Annotated in this window: 16 protein-coding genes; 10 read left to right on the forward strand and 6 right to left on the reverse strand. The window is 45.0% G+C overall.

Going from position 1 to position 18,289, the window contains the following annotated elements:
- Positions 1-116: 116 nt before the first annotated feature.
- Both ACHWTJ_RS14935 and ACHWTJ_RS14940 read right to left on the reverse strand, forming a co-directional pair.
- On the reverse strand, positions 117-4,301 hold the full coding sequence (locus ACHWTJ_RS14935) for an AAA domain-containing protein (RefSeq protein WP_394679953.1): 4,185 nt from the start codon (positions 4,299-4,301) through the stop codon (positions 117-119).
- Between the two features lie 178 nt (positions 4,302-4,479).
- Positions 4,480-5,688, reverse strand: coding sequence for a hypothetical protein (locus ACHWTJ_RS14940; protein WP_394679954.1), 1,209 nt, complete (start codon positions 5,686-5,688; stop codon positions 4,480-4,482).
- A gap of 255 nt (positions 5,689-5,943) precedes the next feature.
- On the opposite strand from ACHWTJ_RS14940, the gene ACHWTJ_RS14945 reads away from it, so the two are divergent.
- Positions 5,944-6,798 carry a hypothetical protein gene (locus tag ACHWTJ_RS14945; protein ID WP_394679955.1) on the forward strand — a complete coding sequence of 285 codons (855 nt, stop codon included), beginning with the start codon at positions 5,944-5,946 and terminating at the stop codon, positions 6,796-6,798.
- 36 nt (positions 6,799-6,834) lie between these two features.
- On the opposite strand, the gene ACHWTJ_RS14950 is transcribed toward ACHWTJ_RS14945, so the two are convergent.
- From ACHWTJ_RS14950 to ACHWTJ_RS14965, 4 genes are all read right to left on the reverse strand, one after another.
- Positions 6,835-7,305, reverse strand: a complete 471-nt coding sequence (locus tag ACHWTJ_RS14950) for a hypothetical protein (RefSeq protein WP_394679956.1) — start codon at positions 7,303-7,305, stop codon at positions 6,835-6,837.
- Between the two features lie 319 nt (positions 7,306-7,624).
- A complete protein-coding gene (locus tag ACHWTJ_RS14955) occupies positions 7,625-8,035 on the reverse strand; it encodes a DUF86 domain-containing protein (RefSeq protein ID WP_394679997.1) in 411 nt (136 codons plus the stop codon).
- Positions 8,035-8,436: a nucleotidyltransferase domain-containing protein gene (locus ACHWTJ_RS14960; protein WP_394679957.1), complete on the reverse strand. Its 402-nt coding sequence runs from the start codon at positions 8,434-8,436 to the stop codon at positions 8,035-8,037. Before ACHWTJ_RS14960 ends, ACHWTJ_RS14955 begins: the two co-directional genes overlap by 1 nt.
- A gap of 91 nt (positions 8,437-8,527) precedes the next feature.
- Positions 8,528-8,956, reverse strand: coding sequence for a VOC family protein (locus ACHWTJ_RS14965; protein WP_394679958.1), 429 nt, complete (start codon positions 8,954-8,956; stop codon positions 8,528-8,530).
- A gap of 219 nt (positions 8,957-9,175) precedes the next feature.
- Here ACHWTJ_RS14965 and ACHWTJ_RS14970 point away from each other — a divergent pair, with 219 nt between their 5' ends.
- The 9 genes from ACHWTJ_RS14970 to ACHWTJ_RS15010 all read left to right on the forward strand — a co-directional run bounded on the left by ACHWTJ_RS14970 (position 9,176) and on the right by ACHWTJ_RS15010 (position 18,180).
- Positions 9,176-10,189: a LacI family DNA-binding transcriptional regulator gene (locus ACHWTJ_RS14970; protein ID WP_394679959.1), complete on the forward strand. Its 1,014-nt coding sequence runs from the start codon at positions 9,176-9,178 to the stop codon at positions 10,187-10,189.
- A 204-nt stretch (positions 10,190-10,393) separates the two neighbouring features.
- A complete protein-coding gene (locus ACHWTJ_RS14975; RefSeq protein WP_294739311.1) occupies positions 10,394-11,701 on the forward strand; it encodes an ABC transporter substrate-binding protein in 1,308 nt (435 codons plus the stop codon).
- Between the two features lie 60 nt (positions 11,702-11,761).
- Entirely contained in the window at positions 11,762-12,658 is an 897-nt protein-coding gene (locus tag ACHWTJ_RS14980) for a carbohydrate ABC transporter permease (protein ID WP_023466912.1), read from the forward strand.
- A 3-nt stretch (positions 12,659-12,661) separates the two neighbouring features.
- Positions 12,662-13,585 (forward strand): carbohydrate ABC transporter permease, encoded by a 924-nt coding sequence (locus ACHWTJ_RS14985; RefSeq protein WP_081637442.1) that lies wholly within the window; start codon positions 12,662-12,664, stop codon positions 13,583-13,585.
- Between the two features lie 23 nt (positions 13,586-13,608).
- Positions 13,609-14,955, forward strand: a complete 1,347-nt coding sequence (locus ACHWTJ_RS14990) for a GH1 family beta-glucosidase (protein WP_294748602.1) — start codon at positions 13,609-13,611, stop codon at positions 14,953-14,955.
- Positions 14,956-15,016: 61 nt separating this feature from the next.
- The gene (locus ACHWTJ_RS14995) at positions 15,017-16,585 is read left to right on the forward strand and encodes a family 16 glycosylhydrolase (RefSeq protein ID WP_394679960.1); all 1,569 of its coding nucleotides are present in this window, start codon (positions 15,017-15,019) and stop codon (positions 16,583-16,585) included.
- Positions 16,586-16,735: 150 nt separating this feature from the next.
- Positions 16,736-17,374: a carbohydrate binding domain-containing protein gene (locus ACHWTJ_RS15000; protein ID WP_394679961.1), complete on the forward strand. Its 639-nt coding sequence runs from the start codon at positions 16,736-16,738 to the stop codon at positions 17,372-17,374.
- 153 nt (positions 17,375-17,527) lie between these two features.
- Positions 17,528-18,001 carry a hypothetical protein gene (locus ACHWTJ_RS15005; RefSeq protein WP_294748609.1) on the forward strand — a complete coding sequence of 158 codons (474 nt, stop codon included), beginning with the start codon at positions 17,528-17,530 and terminating at the stop codon, positions 17,999-18,001.
- 17 nt (positions 18,002-18,018) lie between these two features.
- Positions 18,019-18,180 carry a hypothetical protein gene (locus tag ACHWTJ_RS15010; RefSeq protein ID WP_294750708.1) on the forward strand — a complete coding sequence of 54 codons (162 nt, stop codon included), beginning with the start codon at positions 18,019-18,021 and terminating at the stop codon, positions 18,178-18,180.
- Positions 18,181-18,289 lie beyond the last annotated feature (109 nt).

Below are 18,289 nucleotides of genomic sequence, written 5' to 3' on the forward strand. Positions count from 1 at the left end.
TTAAAACCACCTCTCTCTCGAAAACAAAATATCCATTTATTTTCTAATTATAAGTATAAGGTTCATTTCTAATTAAATACAATAATATGTTTATACATTGTGTACTTAATAGATTCTTATACGTATTCAATTAAGGCTGGTTTTATCTCCATCTCTTCAAGCGTCGTCCATAACGATTCCATCGCTCGATCAGCATCTTGATAAAAATGACGACCACGGACACGCCAGAATTGCCAACCTGCGCGTTCCAACACTTTTTGTCGGAACATATCTGCTTCATAAGCGTCTGGACCGTGCCAGCGTTCTCCATCACATTCGACAGCAAGGCGATTGTGTTCACCTTCAACGACGAGATCGATGCGGTAGCCATTGACTTGTACTTGTGGTGTGACGAGGTAACCACGTGCAACAAGGCGACGATAGACGGCTTCTTCGAATGGAGAATCAAAGCGATGTTTCACACTATCGAAGGATGCTTGGTCACCGAGGGGATTTTGACAATACCCAAGTAATTTGTAGCGCATACAGTTGTTGTTTCCGATATCGTTTAACGTCACGGAATGGAACAAAATCATTTGATCACGGGCTCGACTAGCCGCGACGTTGAAGCGTTGACTATCCGTCTCTTTTGTCATCGACATGAAGCGTTTATTGGGTGCGACGACCATTGAGAGAAGCATGACATCTCGTTCGTCTCCTTGGAACGTATACGCATCTCCGAAACGGACTTGATGCTGCATCAAGACATCGATTCCGATTTCCGATGTTGCGATCCGCTCGATTTGCGTCGCTTGCGCATTTCCAAGTAAGGAGACGACACCAAACGTCCGATTGTGATAGAGCGGATCCTGAATCATTCGTTTTAATTCAGCAACAATGGCACGAGCTTCCGGAATGTTGACCTTATCCGTCGTCGTCTCGTCGACATATCCATCACTGACGAAATGATTTTTTACCGCAGGATTCAGTCGTTCAGCTCGCTGTGGTAAGCGGAGTGGAACAATCGTACCTTCGTAAACATGAGCGTTACTGAAGCCGATGATTTCCGGAACGCAGCGGAAGTGTTCCCGCAATCCAACTTTTGTACTGAACTTAACGGAAGCGAGTGAATAGAGACTACTCGTTCCATCGAACAACGCCATCGTGGAATCATCCCCAAAATAGGTTTTTCGCTTTTCTTCGACGTTATCCCGATTATCAAAGCTCGTCGGACTAATTTGGCGATCATCTCCAACGATGATGGCTTTACGTGCCCGTGACAAGAGAGAAATCGCGTCCATCGTGCTTTGAGAGCTCTCATCAAAGATGATGACGTCAAAGAGATCATTTGCTGCCTTGAAGGATTCAAGCACACGATTGACAGGCATGATCCAGACCGGAATCGCGTCTTGTGCTTGCATCATTTGTTTAGCCGCTTCTTTTCGGTAACGTGGGGCATGTTTTCCTGTCCCTTTTCCGACTTTACGGATCAAGGTTGCCCAACTGTTCAGTTGCTCTTGTTTCGAAGGCGTCATCCGCTTGAGTTGTTCTTTCCATGCCAGTGTGGCGCATAGTCGTGCGACAGTTTGACCTTCTTCTTGCTCGAGACGGTACAAATACTCACGCTCGTCCGCATCACTTAATGCTTCCAGTCGAGTTTTAACATAGGCAAGGTGCCAAGCATCTCGAAGTTCGAGCGCTTGGAACGTCGGTGCACTATTCGTTCGTAACGCCGTGATCCAGTTTGGTGCTGCTTGCTCGAGTGTGTCACTAAGTGTTTGTAAGCGGCTCGCTCGGTGTTCGTTTGTTTCTAGAACGCGTAACTCTTCATAAATAACTGCATACTGATCCGGATTCCAGTCACGAATTGCCTGTTGTAAAGGTAAGGTGATGGGATGCGTCAACTCTGCTACGTCGAGTAGTGATAACCAGGTCTGTTGCTGGGCTGTTAATTCATCTAAACGATTCAACTCGAATAACGTTTCGAGTGCATGTGTTTGCGTTGTTAGCCAGTCCGCTTCATACATGAAATCATGTTGTTCATAACTTGCCTGCAATGGACGAACGACTTGTGTGAAATGCTGCATGATGTCGTCTAGAGAGCGGAAGACATCAAGTGCTTTTCTGTACGTCGTGATTTCAGGTATCGTCAACTCAATCGAGTGGTGCTCGAAGCGATGTTTAAAGGTACGTTCCAATTTTCGAAGTGAGTCAATATATGTTAAGTGCTGTAAAAGTAGTGTGACGTCAGCAGCACTCATTAATCGTTTCTGATCAATCATCACTTCATCTAGTAGGAATGCGTATTTTTTTCGTTTTGTCCACTTGAAGAACACACCATCGACCTTATTACCTTCAAATAGCGGTAAGAGTTCTGCTGCGAGTGCAGATACATCTTGATCGGTTGTTGGAATCGCGAAGTCGTGAAGAGAGACGATTCGTTCAAGTTGCTCGATCTCATGCAACGCCTGCTCGAACGATAAGCGATCTTGTTCGAGTTCATCGAAATCAGATGAGTGTGCCAACCAATGACAATACAGATTCACTGCCCATTGCTCAAGAAGTGGATATTTTCGAGACGACTGACGCAACCAGTCTAAGAGTTGATTTTTCGTATCATCAGAGGCAGATTTCATCCAGGCGACTGATGAAGCGATTGGTTCAAGTTCGCGTAGTGTTTGTACTTCATTGACGATTTCTTTAAAAAGTAATGGTTTGGCAAAAGACGTTCGCATAGGACGACGCCCTAAGATTTTAAGTTCAGCCAATGCCTCTTGGTCTTGCATCAATTCATATAATTCTTGAATATCGATCGCACTCATAGGTGCCTCTTCTGTTAAGAGTGGCGTCGGGATGTGTGTTGAAAGTGTTGATTGACTGATCCACTTGGCCCATTCGAGTGGTGTTTTTGTTTCTTGTCCAATCGTTAAACCATCATGTTCGACAATGGCTTGATCGAGCATCGTCCGACGAGTCGATGCAATCTCTTGACGAATCGACTCTAACCGCTGGCGAATCGTCGTAGCACTGACTTCTAGTTCTTCAGCAGACGTCTTGTTCAAATAGCTTGAGATCCCATGTAAGGATGTTTCTGTCTGTTTGATCGTCTTTGAATCTGCCCCAAGAACGGAAACGGCAAGTTCACGAATTTCAGCAGGTAACTTGTCACGAAGAACAGTCAGCGCGTGCTCTTTTTCACTTGTGACAAGGACCCGCTTACCATGTGCCAACAGATGCGAAATCAAATTCGAAATCGTATGGCTTTTTCCGGTACCGGGAGGACCTTGAACGACGACACCGGCATTGTTACTGAGTTGCTGTAGGATGCGTTTTTGTTCTTCGTTATACGGAAGGGGAAATAGAATCTCTTCTCCGACTGCTTGCCACTCTGTTCGATCTTGTTGATCGAGTGCGGCGATGGCAGCATCATCAGAAGTAAAGAATTGTTCGAGTGCTGGTGAGAGCGGTAAGTCTTGTTCAATGGCTTCTGCGAGATGTTCATGTTCTTCGACCCAGCTATGGTTCGACTTAGGACGACGATAGAGACAGATGTTTGGTAAGACGTAGACATCTGCTTCCTCACCATAGGCGTGATCCGCATGCAATAAACGTAAGACTTGTTCACTCCGCTCTTGGAGTTGTTCATTGTCCCATGGATTAAAGTCAAAAGCATGATCTTCTTTAAAGGCAAGCTCATACTCAGAAAGCTCGGCTTTCATCCAAACACTATCCCAGTTCAACATGTCCAACTCGAGCTTTGGCAAGGTCGGTGTCGTTTCGATACGGAAGACGCTCTTTTCCGTATCAAAATCAATGACAGCCGGTCGAACGAACAAAGGACGTTTGATGGATTGGGTTGGCCAATGAAGGTGACCAAACGACCAGACGATTTCGTGTGTATCATTATCTGTCGTTTGGAATTGATACATGCGGTACATCAAATCATAGAGGGCTTGGGCTTTTTCATGTTGTCTTTTTTTCTCTTTCCAGTCTCGAACGGCTAATTCATAAGTCGTCCAAACGGAAGTCAATTCAGTAGGGAGAGAAGCCTTTGGTGTGACCTCATCACCATTAATGACCGTCCATTCAGTAAGTTTATTTGGAAGTACAGGACGATCCGTTGTGAAAGCAGGTTGGAACTTTACTTCGACTACGGTTTGTTGGCCTTCATCAGACGTCAAGTTGACGTTTGGGAAAGTAAGTGTCGTCTCGTCTAAAATCGCGGTATAGGTCTTCGTATCGCGTTGCGTTTTTAATCCTAGTTTTTTGACGGAAGCCATGAATTGAAACAGATTGATCGCTTTTGTTCGAGTAGTACTCATTACTAGATGCTCCTTGTATGTAAATTTAAAAGTTAGGAAATTAGAGGTGGTTTATTGAAAAATAAATCGATTAATTCCTATTTTTTAGGACAGTATTAGTATACAAGGAAAGGGGATAGAGAGAATAGTGCAAAGCAAAAAAGACCTTCCGAATTATTTATCGGAAGGTCTTTTACGATTATGGAAGTTCAATCGTTATGCTGTTATCAGAAGAAGAATCAATCGGATCTCCTGTAGCAGGATCTGTTGGTAATCCAATCAAGAAATCAAGAGAAGTCAGCGTGTCAGCTGATTCTTCCATAAAAACATAGAAGCTCCCCTTATCAGTCATACCGGCTTTTAGGAGAGGCAAATCTGCGTCTGGATTATAGCTTTTGTCCAGTGTGAACTTTCCAACAGGACTATACTCATTTATACCGTTATTGATAAAGGTGCCAGCAAACGAGTAGTAACAGTCTATTGATGTATTGTTTTGAACGGTTGCATCTACTTTTAATACGGAAGTAGGCTCTACATCAAACATGAATTTTTTGACGAATGGCTTATAGTCAGTGACCTCTCCAATTTCGATTTGATCGATTTCGTAAAAGAAATTAGGGGCTAGTTCAATTTTTTTATTAATTTTTTGTAGTTTCAAAGAACTGTATGACCCATAGTACTTTTCTGTTTGATCATAAATTTTTTTATCAGGCACATCTGCTGTATCGACAGAAGTATCTTGTTCTGTCTCAGAGTCACTAGTTATAGGTTCTTCAGCAGTCGTTTCTTCATCAACGGAGTCATCTGTAGTCGTGCTATCAGTATTGGTAGAAGTACTAGCAGTAGATTCTGAATTAATCTCAGTGGGGGCTGAAGTAATCACTTCGTACGAGGTTACTAAGAATAGGATGCCAAAAGATAAGACAAACTTCCATATTCGAGGAAGCTCTTTAAAAGACTGATGCTTTAACAAAAAAAGCACACTCATAAAAATACCTACTATACCAATGCAAAGTATGATGTAAAAAATATTTTCAAAATGAAGTGCAGTGGCAAATATAGTGAGTATAAATAATGTGAATAGCAAAATAGTTGGAATGAAAATTTGCGGAGAGGGCCGACTTTTTGGGTTTTTGTAGCTGTAATAAAGCATCCAACAAAGTGAACTAAATATGATGACATATAAAATCGGTAGCATTATGATTTCATACTGACCATCTTGGTTATACAAAACGTACACATTGAGTAGAGTTAAGGTGAATAGTAGGCTACTTAACTGAAGTAGAAGGGTAGTGTTTTTTACTTTTTCTGAAGACTGACCCTTTTTTATAACTTGGGAACGATAAATAATTGTTAAGATTAAAATCGTTAACGAAAAATAATTCATGATTATTAATATAGTTTGCATATTAGACCTCCTTCTTTAAAAACTAGAACAGTGTAATATTAATAAAATTCCCTTACATCATTAAGAACAATCAATTTATTAACAAAAAAATTAAAATATTCATATGAATATATATTAAATACAACTTTTGAGAGGATATTTAGATTTTTATTTCTTCAATACTTATTTTGTTTATGATCTATCTTTGACTACTTTGTGTACTATAGAAATGAAGTATCAAACAGTGACACGAAAATAATCTGAGGAGTGTACAGTATGAGCACTAAAATTTATCTAATAGAAGGGCTCCCAGGCTCGGGCAAAACAACAACAGCTGAAGCATTAACTCGTTTACTACAAGAGAAAAAAATAAACACGTGTCTTCATATAGAAGGAGATCTCAACCATCCTGCAGATTATGAGAGTGTCGCTTACTTAACGATGAATGAATGGATAGACTTTCAAAGTAAATACGCTTCACTCGATGTCTTACGATTTGCTGAGGTGTTCAATGACTACGTGCTAATATCGTATCGTCAGTGGCAGTCAAAACAGGATGTTCCTGAAGCAGTACTTGCGTTTCTACAAGCAAGAGATATCTATGAACTACCATTTGAGTTATATCAGTCATTGATCTTTAAAAAGTGGGAAGCGTTCGTCGATCAAGCGTTAACGACGGATACAACATATGTTTTTGAGTGTTGCTTCTTGCAAAATCCGTTGACGATGGGGCTCATCAAATACGATCTACCGGAAGCGACGTTGCGAGCGTATATTGAACGCATAGCAACGATCATTACGCCGCTACAACCCGTTCTCGTTTATGTTGATCAACCAGATGTAGAACGAAGCTTCCGTAAAGCATTAAACGAGCGTCCGACAGAATGGGCGGACGGATTCGTATCCTACTACACAGAGCAAGCATATGGTGTGAATCACTCGTTATCAGGAGTGAAAGGGACGATTGCGATTCTACAGGCGCGAAAAGCATTAGAGCATCAGTTGTTAGAAATAATTCCGTTCAGAGTAGAGATATTCGGAAATGAAAATTTTTCAGTAGAGGCAAGACAAGTCTGGTTAAAGCAGTTGATTCAGTCAACTGTACATTCGACTTCTTTAAACGAGAGCTAACTAAAAGGCGACTCCAAGTTATGGAATCGCCTTTTATCATTGCGGCAAGCTCTCTATTTTTTCGAGTAAATCATCCTCGTATTTTTTATCAGAAATGATCTCGACGAGCTGATGAAAAGATAAAGCTGCTTGTTTAAAAGCTTGAATGAAGTCTGACGTATCATAGATAGCCTCTTCTTGATCAATGGTTAATGATAATCGATTGTTATTTACTTTTTTCAAACACACTTCAATAGGTGTGTTCGGATAATAAAATGTAGCAGAGTCATCTTCTAGAAAGTTTTTCAAAGCGTCTGCATAGTACTGCCATAGTGGTGCAAGTTCGTCTGAGTGATCGGCTCCTTGTATGATTCCATTCTGGGTAAAAGAAATCGTACCGTCTAGATTTAAAAAACCATCTTCTAACCAATCCTCTTTTTGCTGAATGTATACTTGAATGCGATCTTGTTCTGTGATGTTCACATGATTCTGTTCATTCTCTAAATAGATAAAGGTTTGGATATCCATAAAGTACGCTCCTTCTTCCATTCATGAAATACGTTAATGTATATGTCCTTCTTCAACGCTTATGACATATTTTATATCATCAACTGTTCCTGTAAATTGCTTTGAACCTGTAGAAACGTTTGAAAGATCATTTCTATTTTGTTTAGCTACATTACAGTGGAGATGTGTGTGGAAATGGAGGATTTTCCGCACACATAAGACAATAATAGTTGGAGCAGTTAACTCAGCCATATGCATTCCGCTCTTTAAGCAATAGCTAAACAAAAGGCGATTCCAATTTACGGAATCGCCTTTACCTATAAAAAAGCTTCGTAGCGAATCAATCTTCTAGTTCAATGACAGTTCGAGTGAATGTCAAAAAATCATTAAGATGACGATCTAATATTGCTTGAAGAATGTCTAGATTCAGTGATTGATAGTCATGTACTGCAATGTTACGAAATCCGACCATGTTCATGAGACTAGTAGCCAGTGAAGCGTCGATGAGCTGAGCTTCCTCGAGCAGGTGAAATCCATCACGACTCGATTTAGGTAGACCAAGCTTCCGTGTTCGAACTAGATGCATGGCGATATCGATACTTGCCTCACATGCACGCTGGATGTTCAAAATGATACTATCTTGTTTGGTGTAATCCTTTAAGTGACTAGGTTCGTTCTGGTAGACGTCCTGTATTCTTAATAAACAACGTTCAATGGTCGCTATCTTATTTAACAACACATCGTTCATAATTAAAAAACACTCCCCTGATCTTTGATTGACTGTACGATTGGAGCCCTTTCCTCAGAAAAGGCGGCATACATGCTATAAGCACGCATTTGTTGTCGTGTCAGCTCGTTCGGATTTTGGCAGTCGATTACTAAACCTTCTGTGAAGATCTGCATCGTCAAAATCGGATCAATCTGTTTTATATCGACGAGATCAACTTCACGACCAGCGAGTCGTGCTAATTGACCAGCCAATAAAAATCGATCGTAGGCGGAGAGGGTGTGGTCACTTAAATAAGCGATATCCAAATCACTATCGTCTGTCATGTTTCCCGTAGCTCCGGAGCCGAATAAGATAATAAAATGAGCATGCACGTGTACGTTAATTGTTTGAACGAGTTGTTGTCGCAACGTCATCGATATCATATGATTCGCTCCTTCCAACCCTTTTTTCAAAGTATACCATGGCTTGGATAGACTAAAAATAAACTCCTCGAGTTCTCGAGGAGTTTAAAGGTTACACCGACACTTCACTCTCTACATGATTGACTTGCCACTGGACACCAAACGCATCTTCGACGATTCCGTAGGCTTCACTCCAGAATGTCTTTTGGATCGGCATAATGATGTTGCCGTCTTTTGCGAGTTGATCAAATGTCTTCTGTAACAGATCCACGTCAGATAAGTGAAGTGCCAAGGTAACATTCTGACCAATCGTGACCGGATCATGTGGCATTGCGTCTGAGAACATTAAGCGGGTACCATGAACGATCAGTTCAGCATGTAGAACAAGCGACTGCATCTCTTCTGGATAGGGCTGACCGTCAGGACCGGGACCTGGTCCGAACTCCATGATGTCCGGTAGCTCTTGACCGAAAACGTGTGCATAGAACGTCAGTGCCTTACGCGTGTTGCCGTTAAAGACGAGATACGGATTGATGGGCATGGGAAAGCTCCTCTCTAAAAAAGCGAAGTGTGTTTTTTTAAGTATACCAAACATTTGTTCGCATTAAAAGAAAAATCGAACTCTTTTCGAAGTGAATCGAGTATTAATGATAACGCTTTCGTATTTTCTGATATTTATAAAAAAATAGGTTGCAACTTCCAGAGAGACTTCGTATACTAAATTTATCGAAAGCGCTTTCGGTGAAATGGAGTGAGTAGCATGGGAACAATTTATGATTTAGCGAAGATAACCGGTTTTTCGATTACAACGGTCTCAAAAGCCTTAAATAATTATTCGGATGTCAGCGAAAAGACGAAAGCAAAAATCGTCCAAGCAGCAGCCGAGATGGGATACTTACCGAACGCGCACGCCCAGTCGCTCTCGACGAAACGTTCGTGGACGATCGGTGTCATGTTCTCGGAAGCACATGGCGTCGGAATGATGCATCCGTTCTTCAACGCGATCATTGAGAGTTTCCGAAAAGCAACAGAACAACAAGGGTATGACCTCATCTTCGCATCGCGGAACTTACGCAATCGCGATATGAGTTACCTCGAGCATTTCCGACACCGGGCAGTCGACGGCATCGTCGTCATCTGCTCCGATCAGATGGACCAGCACGTCCAGGAGTTGATTCAAAGTACGATTCCAATCGTCGTCGTCGACATGGATAGTGCCGATTGTAGTGTCGTCTATTCGGATAACATCACCGGTGGCACACTCGCCGTCAATCATTTGCACGAACTCGGTCATCGGTTGATTGCCCACATTGCGGGGGATACGTCGACAGATGCCGGAAGAGCGCGAATTGAAGGCTATCAGCAAGCGATGGAGCGACTCGCTTTACCGATTCCGGGCGGTTATCTCGTCAATGGCGGATTCTTTTCCGGAGAAGAAGGCAAGCGGGCAATGAACGAGTTGCTAGCACTACCTGATCGACCGACAGCCGTCTTTGTTGCTGGGGATGAAATGGCAATCGGTGCGATTGAGGCGATTCATGAAGCCGGTTTAAGGATTCCAGAAGACATCTCAGTCGTTGGGTACGATGATATTTACATGGCGCAGTACATCACACCGAAGTTGACGACGGTCCGACAAGATACGGAAACGATCGGTCAGCACGCAGCATCCGTCTTGATTGAACAGATCGTCAACAAAAAACGGGTTACGACACGTGATGTCATTCCGGTTAACTTGATGGTTCGTCAATCGACAGGTCCAGTACCTGAATAACACAATGGTTGTTTCGGAATCGCTCTCGCTCGTTGTCAGTGAGGAAAAGCGAGAGCGATTTCGAAATCATTTTTTATCACTTTTTCCGAAAGGGCTTTCGGGAATTTTCTTTAAAGCCTTTCCGAAAGCGCTTTCGATATTTTTGAATAACAAATTGAAACCGCTTACCTATGAGCGGAATACTTAACAAAAGGATGAGATGAGATGAAGAAACAGTTAGTTAGCGTGTTAACAGTCGGTGCGTTAACAGCAAGTGTCCTTGCTGGATGTTCAGGTAGCAGCGAAGAAAAGACGAGCGGTGGGAAAGAAGTCCTTAAAATCTGGTCGTTCACGGATGAGTTAAAAGAGCCTATCAAAAAGTTCGAAGAGAAAAACGGAGTCAAAGTCGAATTGACGATCGTGCCAATCGCCGACTACCCGACGAAGTTGAAACCAGCTCTTGAAAGTGGCGTTGGAGCACCGGATATCTTCACAGGTGAGATCGCGTTCTTGAAACAGTGGGTTGATGCCGGCTACTGGGCGAATCTTTCTGAAAAACCATTCAACGCAGGCGAAGTCAAAGATGACTATATTCCGTACGTCTATGACATGGGGAAAGATAAGGATGGCAACGTGCGTGCGCTCTCATGGCAAACGACACCAGGTGGCGTCTACTACAAACGTAGCATCGCGAAAAAAGTTCTCGGTACAGATGATCCAAAAGAAATCGGTGGCATGATGGACTCGATGGACGGCGTCTTCGAAGTCGCTGAAAAAATGAAGAGCAAAGGCTACAAGATGTTCCCGGATGAAGGATCGATCCGTTGGTTCGCACAAGGGAACGACCCACAGCCTTGGGTCAACGATAAGCAAGAGCTCGTCTTGACACAAGACAAGAAGGATTACATGGATTACGCAAAAGAACTCCGGACGAAACAATATACGGCACTCGCACCAGAATGGTCACCATCATGGTTCGCAGGGATGGATAAACCGGTCAAAGTCAAAGAAAACGGTAAAGAGACAAAAACAGAAGTCTTCTCTTACGTCCTCCCGACATGGGGTCTTCACAGTGTCCTCAAAGAAAACGCGAAAAAATCAGCGGGTGACTGGGCAGTCACAAGCGGACCAAGCCCATACTTCTGGGGCGGTACGTGGTTAGGTGTCTACAAAGATTCGAAGAAACAAAAGCTTGCCTATGATTTCGTCAAGATGATGACACAAGACGAAGCGTTCTTAACGGATTGGGCAAAAGAAACAGGTGACGTGTTAGCGTACAAACCAGTCACAGACAAAATCAAGACTGACTTCAAAGATGAGTTCCTTGGCGGACAGAACAACTATGAGTTCTTCCTTGATCAAGCAGACAAGATCACACCAGGGATCGTCACGAAGTATGACCAACAGCTCGATACATTGTACGGTGCATCGGTCATGGAATACGTTCAAGGTAAAAAATCAAAAGACGAAGCACTTGCTGAATTCTACAAAAAAGTCAAAAACGCGTATCCGGACGTAAAAGTACCGGAATAAGGAGAGTAGGTGGGGCGATCCTCGCCTCACCTCTTCTTGTTTAAGAAAGGGGTTTGACCTGTGAAAAAACTCGATCGCCATGGGTATCTGTTCATCGCACCGTTTTGGATCGTCTTCTTGATCTTCAGTATCTATCCGGTTGCCTTGACTTTCTATTACAGCTTCACGAACTACACGGGCGCTGAAGGCGAACAACTCGTCGGACTCGCGAACTATACGCGGTTACTCGGGGATACGTACTTCATCGAAGCGTTCTTTAACACTCTGAAGATTTGGGGGCTTAACTTCATTCTTCAGATTGGCGGCGCCTTATTGCTCGCCTTGTTATTCTCAGATCTCCAGTTGAAATTAAAAGGACTGGCCTTCTTCCGGGCGACGTTCTACTTACCGAACTTGATCACGATCAGCTCGGTCGCCTTATTGTTCGGCATCTTGCTCGACTGGCAGCATGGTTCACTGAACATGATGTTGATGAAAATCGGAATCATCTCGGAGCCGATCAACTGGTTGACGCAACCGGTGACGGCACAAATTTCCGTCTCGCTCATCCTGACATGGATGTGGCTCGGTCACTCGTTCATCGTCGTCATGGCGGGCGTATCCGGGATCTCAAAGGATTACTTCGAAGCAGCCTTGATTGACGGGGCAACACGTTGGCAGATCTTCTCACGCATCACATTGCCACTCTTAAAACCGATTTTGCTCTACATCATGATCACGTCGTTGATCGGTGGTCTGCAATTGTTCGACCTGCCGATGTTGATTACGGATGGTGTCGGTGCGCCAGATGGTGCTTTGAACACGATGGTGCTCTATCTCTATAACCAAGCTTTCAAATACAACAACTATGGCTACGCCGCTGCTGTCGCATACGGACTGTTTGCCATCACGCTCGTCTTTTCAATCATCGTCTTCAAAGGGATGTTCCGAAAAGAACGTTCACCGAAAGGAGCCTGACCGATGGAACGAAATGCAGAAGCACGTCGGATCGTGCCACAAACGGAGGAACAACCGGAGCGTTCCGAACGCCCGCTCAAGTTGACACCACCACCGAAACAAAAGAAAGCCTGGTTCGGCAAAAGTGTCATCTATATTGGTCTCGTCGTCTTAACGATCGCCTGTATCATCCCGTTTTTGATGATGATCATCAACGCAACGCGCTCGAACGAAGAAGTCTTGTCCGGGTTCTCGTTGATTCCCGGGAACTCACTTGCTGAGAACTACGCCGCCCTCAGTTCATACGTCAACATCTGGTCTGGGTTCAAGAACAGCTTGATCATTGCCGTTCTCGTTACCGTCCTATCAGGGTATTTCTCGGCGTTGACAGCATTCGGATTTGCCTTCTATCAGTTCAAAGGCAAGAACGCGATGTTCGTCTTCATGCTCGTCATGATGATGGTGCCGGGTCAACTCGGTTTGATCGGCTTCTACGAATTAAGTAAAAATCTCGGGTTGCTTGATAGCTATATCCCATTGATTGTTCCAGCGATCGCGAGTCCGTTCACGGTCTTCTTCGTTCGGCAGTATGTCCAGACCGTCTTGCATCCAAGTCTGATCGAGGCAGCACGGATGGACGGGGCGAGTGAGTTCAGGATTTTCCATACGATTGCTTTACCGATGATGATGCCGGCGATCGCGACGATGTCGATCTTTACGTTCATCGGTTCATGGAACAACTACATCATGCCGCTCGTCTTACTCTTCTCCCCAGAGAAGTACACGTTACCGGTCTTGATGGGCTTCTTGAAAGGATCACAAGTCGCAGAGAACTTAGGCTCACTCTATCTCGGGATCGCGATTTCTGTCGTACCGATCATGATCGCCTTCTTGTTCCTCTCGAAATATATCGTCAGCAGTATCTCGGCAGGTGCCGTGAAAGAATAAGTAGCTTAAAGGAGATTACACATATGAAATTTGCACCGAACTTCGTATTCGGAACGGCGACGTCGTCGTATCAGATCGAAGGCGCCCACAACGAAGGCGGACGTACACCTTCGATCTGGGATGCCTTCTGTGAGGAGGATGGAAAAGTCTTCGAACAACATAACGGTGATGTCGCTTGTGATCATTACCACCGTTATGAAGAGGACATCCAGCACATTAAACGTCTTGGCGTCGACACGTACCGCTTCTCGATTGCCTGGCCACGGATCTTCCCGCAAAAAGGGGTCTACAATCCGGAAGGAATGGCGTTCTATAAGAAACTCGCGACACGTCTGCGGGCAGAAGGCATCAAGCCAGCCGTGACGCTGTACCACTGGGACTTACCACTCTGGGCACATGAAGAAGGTGGCTGGGTCAACCGGGCATCGGTCGACTGGTTCCTCGACTTCGCCCGCGCGTGTTTTGCGGAACTCGACGGGATCGTCGATTCATGGATCACACATAATGAACCGTGGTGTGCCGGCTTCCTCAGCTATCATCTCGGACAACATGCACCAGGTCATACGGATATGAACGAAGCCGTTCGTGCCGTGCACCACTTATTGTTATCGCACGGAAAAGCAGTCGAATTGTTGAAGGGTGAGTTCAAATCGGTCACACCGATTGGTATCACGTTGAACTTGGCACCGAAGTATGCGAAGACGGATTCCGCCAACGATCAGTTGGCCATGAACAACGCAGACGGATATGCGAATCGATGGTTCCTCGACCCAGTCTTTAAAGGTCAGTATCCGGTCGATATGATGAACTTGTTCTCAAAATACGTCCATTCCTACGCGTTCATCGAGGAAGGCGACATGGAGACGATCTCTGTCCCGTGTGACTTCTTTGGGATTAACTTCTACAGCCGCAACCTCGTCGAGTTCAGTGCTGCGAACGATTTCCTGCAGAAGGATGCATACTCGGATTATGACAAGACAGGCATGGGATGGGATATCGCCCCGAGCGAATTCAAGGACTTGATTCGTCGCTTGCGCGCCGAGTACACGGATTTACCGATCTACATCACAGAAAATGGTGCGGCATTCGACGATGAATTGGTCGATGGTCGCGTCGCTGACCAGAACCGGATTGATTACGTCGCACAACACCTCCAAGCTGTGTCTGATTTAAACGAAGAAGGGATGAACATCCAAGGCTATTATCTTTGGTCACTGCTCGACAACTTCGAGTGGAGCTTCGGCTACGATAAGCGCTTCGGGATCCTCTACGTCGATTTCGAGACACAGGAACGGATTTGGAAAGACAGCGCCTACTGGTATGCGGGCGTCATCGAGCAACATAAGGCAACGATTCCGCAAGAAGCGTGATAAAAGAGGCAAGGTCGAACATTCGTCCTTGCCTCTTTTTGACTAAGAGGAGGAAACAGACATGAAGACATGGGTAGCACTGGCGGTCGGGACCGGTTTATTGCTGAGCGGTCAAGCGGTCGACGCAAAGGCAGACAAAAAAGAGACGAAGTGGAAGCTCGTCTGGTCGGATGAGTTTCAGGCAAAACAACTCGACCGGACGAAATGGACCTATGATACGGGGAACTGGATCAAGGATGCGAACGGACAACCGGTCTCACCGGGCTGGGGGAACAACGAAAAACAATACTATACGACGAAACAAGATAACTCGTTTATTCGCAACGGGAAACTCGTCATCAAGGCGAAGCAGGAAAAGACGACGGATGATCTCGGTACATACGATTACACGTCAGCGAAGCTAAAGACGAAAGGACTATTCAGTAAGACGTACGGTCGTTATGAGATCAAAGCGAAGCTGCCGACCGGAAAAGGGCTTTGGCCTGCGTTCTGGATGTTACCGGAGCAAGATAAGTACGGGGCGTGGGCAGCGTCCGGTGAGATTGACGTGATGGAGTCTTGGGGTAGTCAGCCGGACAAGGTTGCCGGAACGATTCACTACGGGGAAAAGTGGCCAAACAATAAATATACGGGGAAAGACTATCACTTCCCAGACGGACAGCGGATCGATCAATGGCATACGTACGCAGTCGAGTGGGAGCCGGGTGAACTCCGCTGGTATGTCGACGGCAATCTTTATCAAACACAAAACGATTGGTACAGTAAAGGCTTGAACACAGCAACGAATTATAGTTATCCAGCACCGTTCGACCAAAACTTCTATCTCGTCATGAACCTCGCGGTCGGCGGTTGGTTTGACGGAGAAGTCGATGCGACGACGAAGTTCCCAGCCGAGATGGAAGTCGACTACGTCCGGGTCTATGATTTAAAAAACCGAGCGTACCGCGAACCGGTCGAACCGACCTACGAAAACGTGACGTTACCGGACGGAGCCAAGAAACCGATCGAGGGGAATCTCGTCTACGACACAGCATTTGAACAACCGGTCACGATGATCACCGGGAATCAGTCGTTTGATCCGCTGTACTGGAACTACGTCACGCTCCCAGACTTCGGTGGCAAAGGAAGTCTTGCAATCATCGAAAAAGAGGGACAACGGATGGCGGACGTCACGATTGATCAGCCAGGTTCACAAACGTATTCTCATCAACTGATTCAAAACGTATCCCTTGCGCAAGGTGGGCGTTACCAAGTCAGTTTTGATGCGAGCAGCTCAGCAGATCGGAAGATAATGGTCAAAGTCGGCGGTGGAGCAGAGCGTGGCTACACGAAATATTCAAATGAACAGTCGATTGCACTGACACCGAGCGTCAAACGGCATACGTTCACGTTCGATATGGCAGCAGAGACGGATCTCGCGGCACGTCTTGAGTTCAACCTCGGACTTGAAAAAGTTAACGTTCAGATCGGGAATGTCCGTGTCGAGCAGATTCCACGCGGCGTCATCGATGAAGATGCAACGAAACCGGCACTCGCGGACGGAAACCTCGTCTATAACGGGACGTTCGATCAAGGGGCGATGGATCGTTTGACGTACTGGCATTTCGACGGTAGCAAGCGGACGACGTGACTCGTTGATCCCGAGTCACGTGATTTCCGTTATGAAGGGCTTGGACAAAAAACGACGGCGCGCTTAACGCAAAAGGGACTTCAACTGGAAGCTGGGCATGCGTATCAGCTTCGATTCACGGCAGGAGCGAAAAAAGCGAAGTCACTTCAGGTGAAAATCACTGGGGCACAAGAGCAATTGAAACTGACGACTGTACCGTTGACGAAACAAGCAACGACTGTTGACATTCCGTTCACGGCTACACAAACGGCAGATAACAATCAGCTTGTCTTTGACTTTAGTGGACAAGCCGGAACGATTGCGCTCGATGATGTGGAGTTGATTGATGTCACACCGGTTCCGGTCGACCCGTCACCACTGAAGAACGGTTCGTTTACAAACGGATTGACGTCGTGGTCGTCGTACGTCCACTATGATGCACAAGCCGCTATCGAAGCAGTCAATGAAGCAGCACGTATCCAGATCGGAGCGGAAGGACAAGAACCATGGAGTGTCTTGCTTGAGCAAGGAAACTTGTCGCTCGCGAAAGGCAAAACATATGAGTTGAGCTTTACGGCATCGTCGACTGTACCGCGTCCGATCGAAGTAACAGTCGAAAATGCTTCGTACACGCGTTACTTCAGTCAAGTCGAGCCAATCACGACGACACCGAAGACGTACAGCTATACCTTTACGATGGGACAAGCGGATACGGGGGCGTTGAAGTTCTTGATGGGACGCGTGGAAGGTTCGCCATTCGCTGCCCATGACGTGACGATTGATGATGTGAATCTACAAGTGAAGGAATGACTAAGGAAAGGCAATGGACGCATCCATTGCCTTGTTGTGGTTTAAACGACAGAGACGAATAATTTATTGAAATGGAAGAGGAACGAAACCCATCATATGGAATATTAAGTAAGAGAAAAGATAGGTACTCATGCTTTGGGGAGGAAACATATCATGCGTCAAAGGAACATACCATATCGACTGCTCTTTCTGTTAATTTTAATGAGTATGATTGGCATCAATGGCTGGTCCGCGATACTTCATCCCGACGGAACGATAAATGGATGGCAAAGCATTGCTTCAGTCATCTGGTTCGGCTATTTAGTCGGCTCGCTGTTTTACATAAAGGAAGAGAAGATGTATCGATTAATCGCTAAGTATCTTTGGTTTGGTTTGATTTCGACACTGTATATTTACGGTGTCTGGTTACTTGAAGGAATGTTCTCAGAAACACTTTGGTTTGATCTGTTAGCAAGCTTTGAATTTTTACTGTATGTCGTTTTTGTCGTTCCATTGTTTGGGTTAAACGCTTGGACGAATGTCTTATTTGGTGAATTTTCGTTATACATGAGTGTCCTCTACGGTATTGCGCTCATTTTGCTTCAGGTGAAAGTATGGAGTGATACATCGCGACACTTGCGTTATTAAGTAGAAAGGTGAATCGTATGTTAAGTCCCGTGAATGAACGTGAAGAACAGACAGGAAGACGGGAACGACGAAAACAGCGAAAAGTTGATATTGGATGTGTCACGATTATTGGCATTCCGTTGCTGTTTATCGTCCCGCTTCTATTGATTCTACTGATCTTAATGAAGTCTGCCCCATGAAAAGGTGACCTTGTGTCACCTTTTTTTGTTGTGTCGTCAACTTTTTTCTCGACTCGCCCGTCTTAATGATGTATACACAGAACGATATCGAAAAAAGGAGCCGCGGCCT

The sequence above is a fragment of the uncultured Exiguobacterium sp. genome, assembly GCF_964277885.1.
In the GTDB taxonomy this organism is placed as follows: Bacteria; Bacillota; Bacilli; order Exiguobacteriales; family Exiguobacteriaceae; genus Exiguobacterium_A.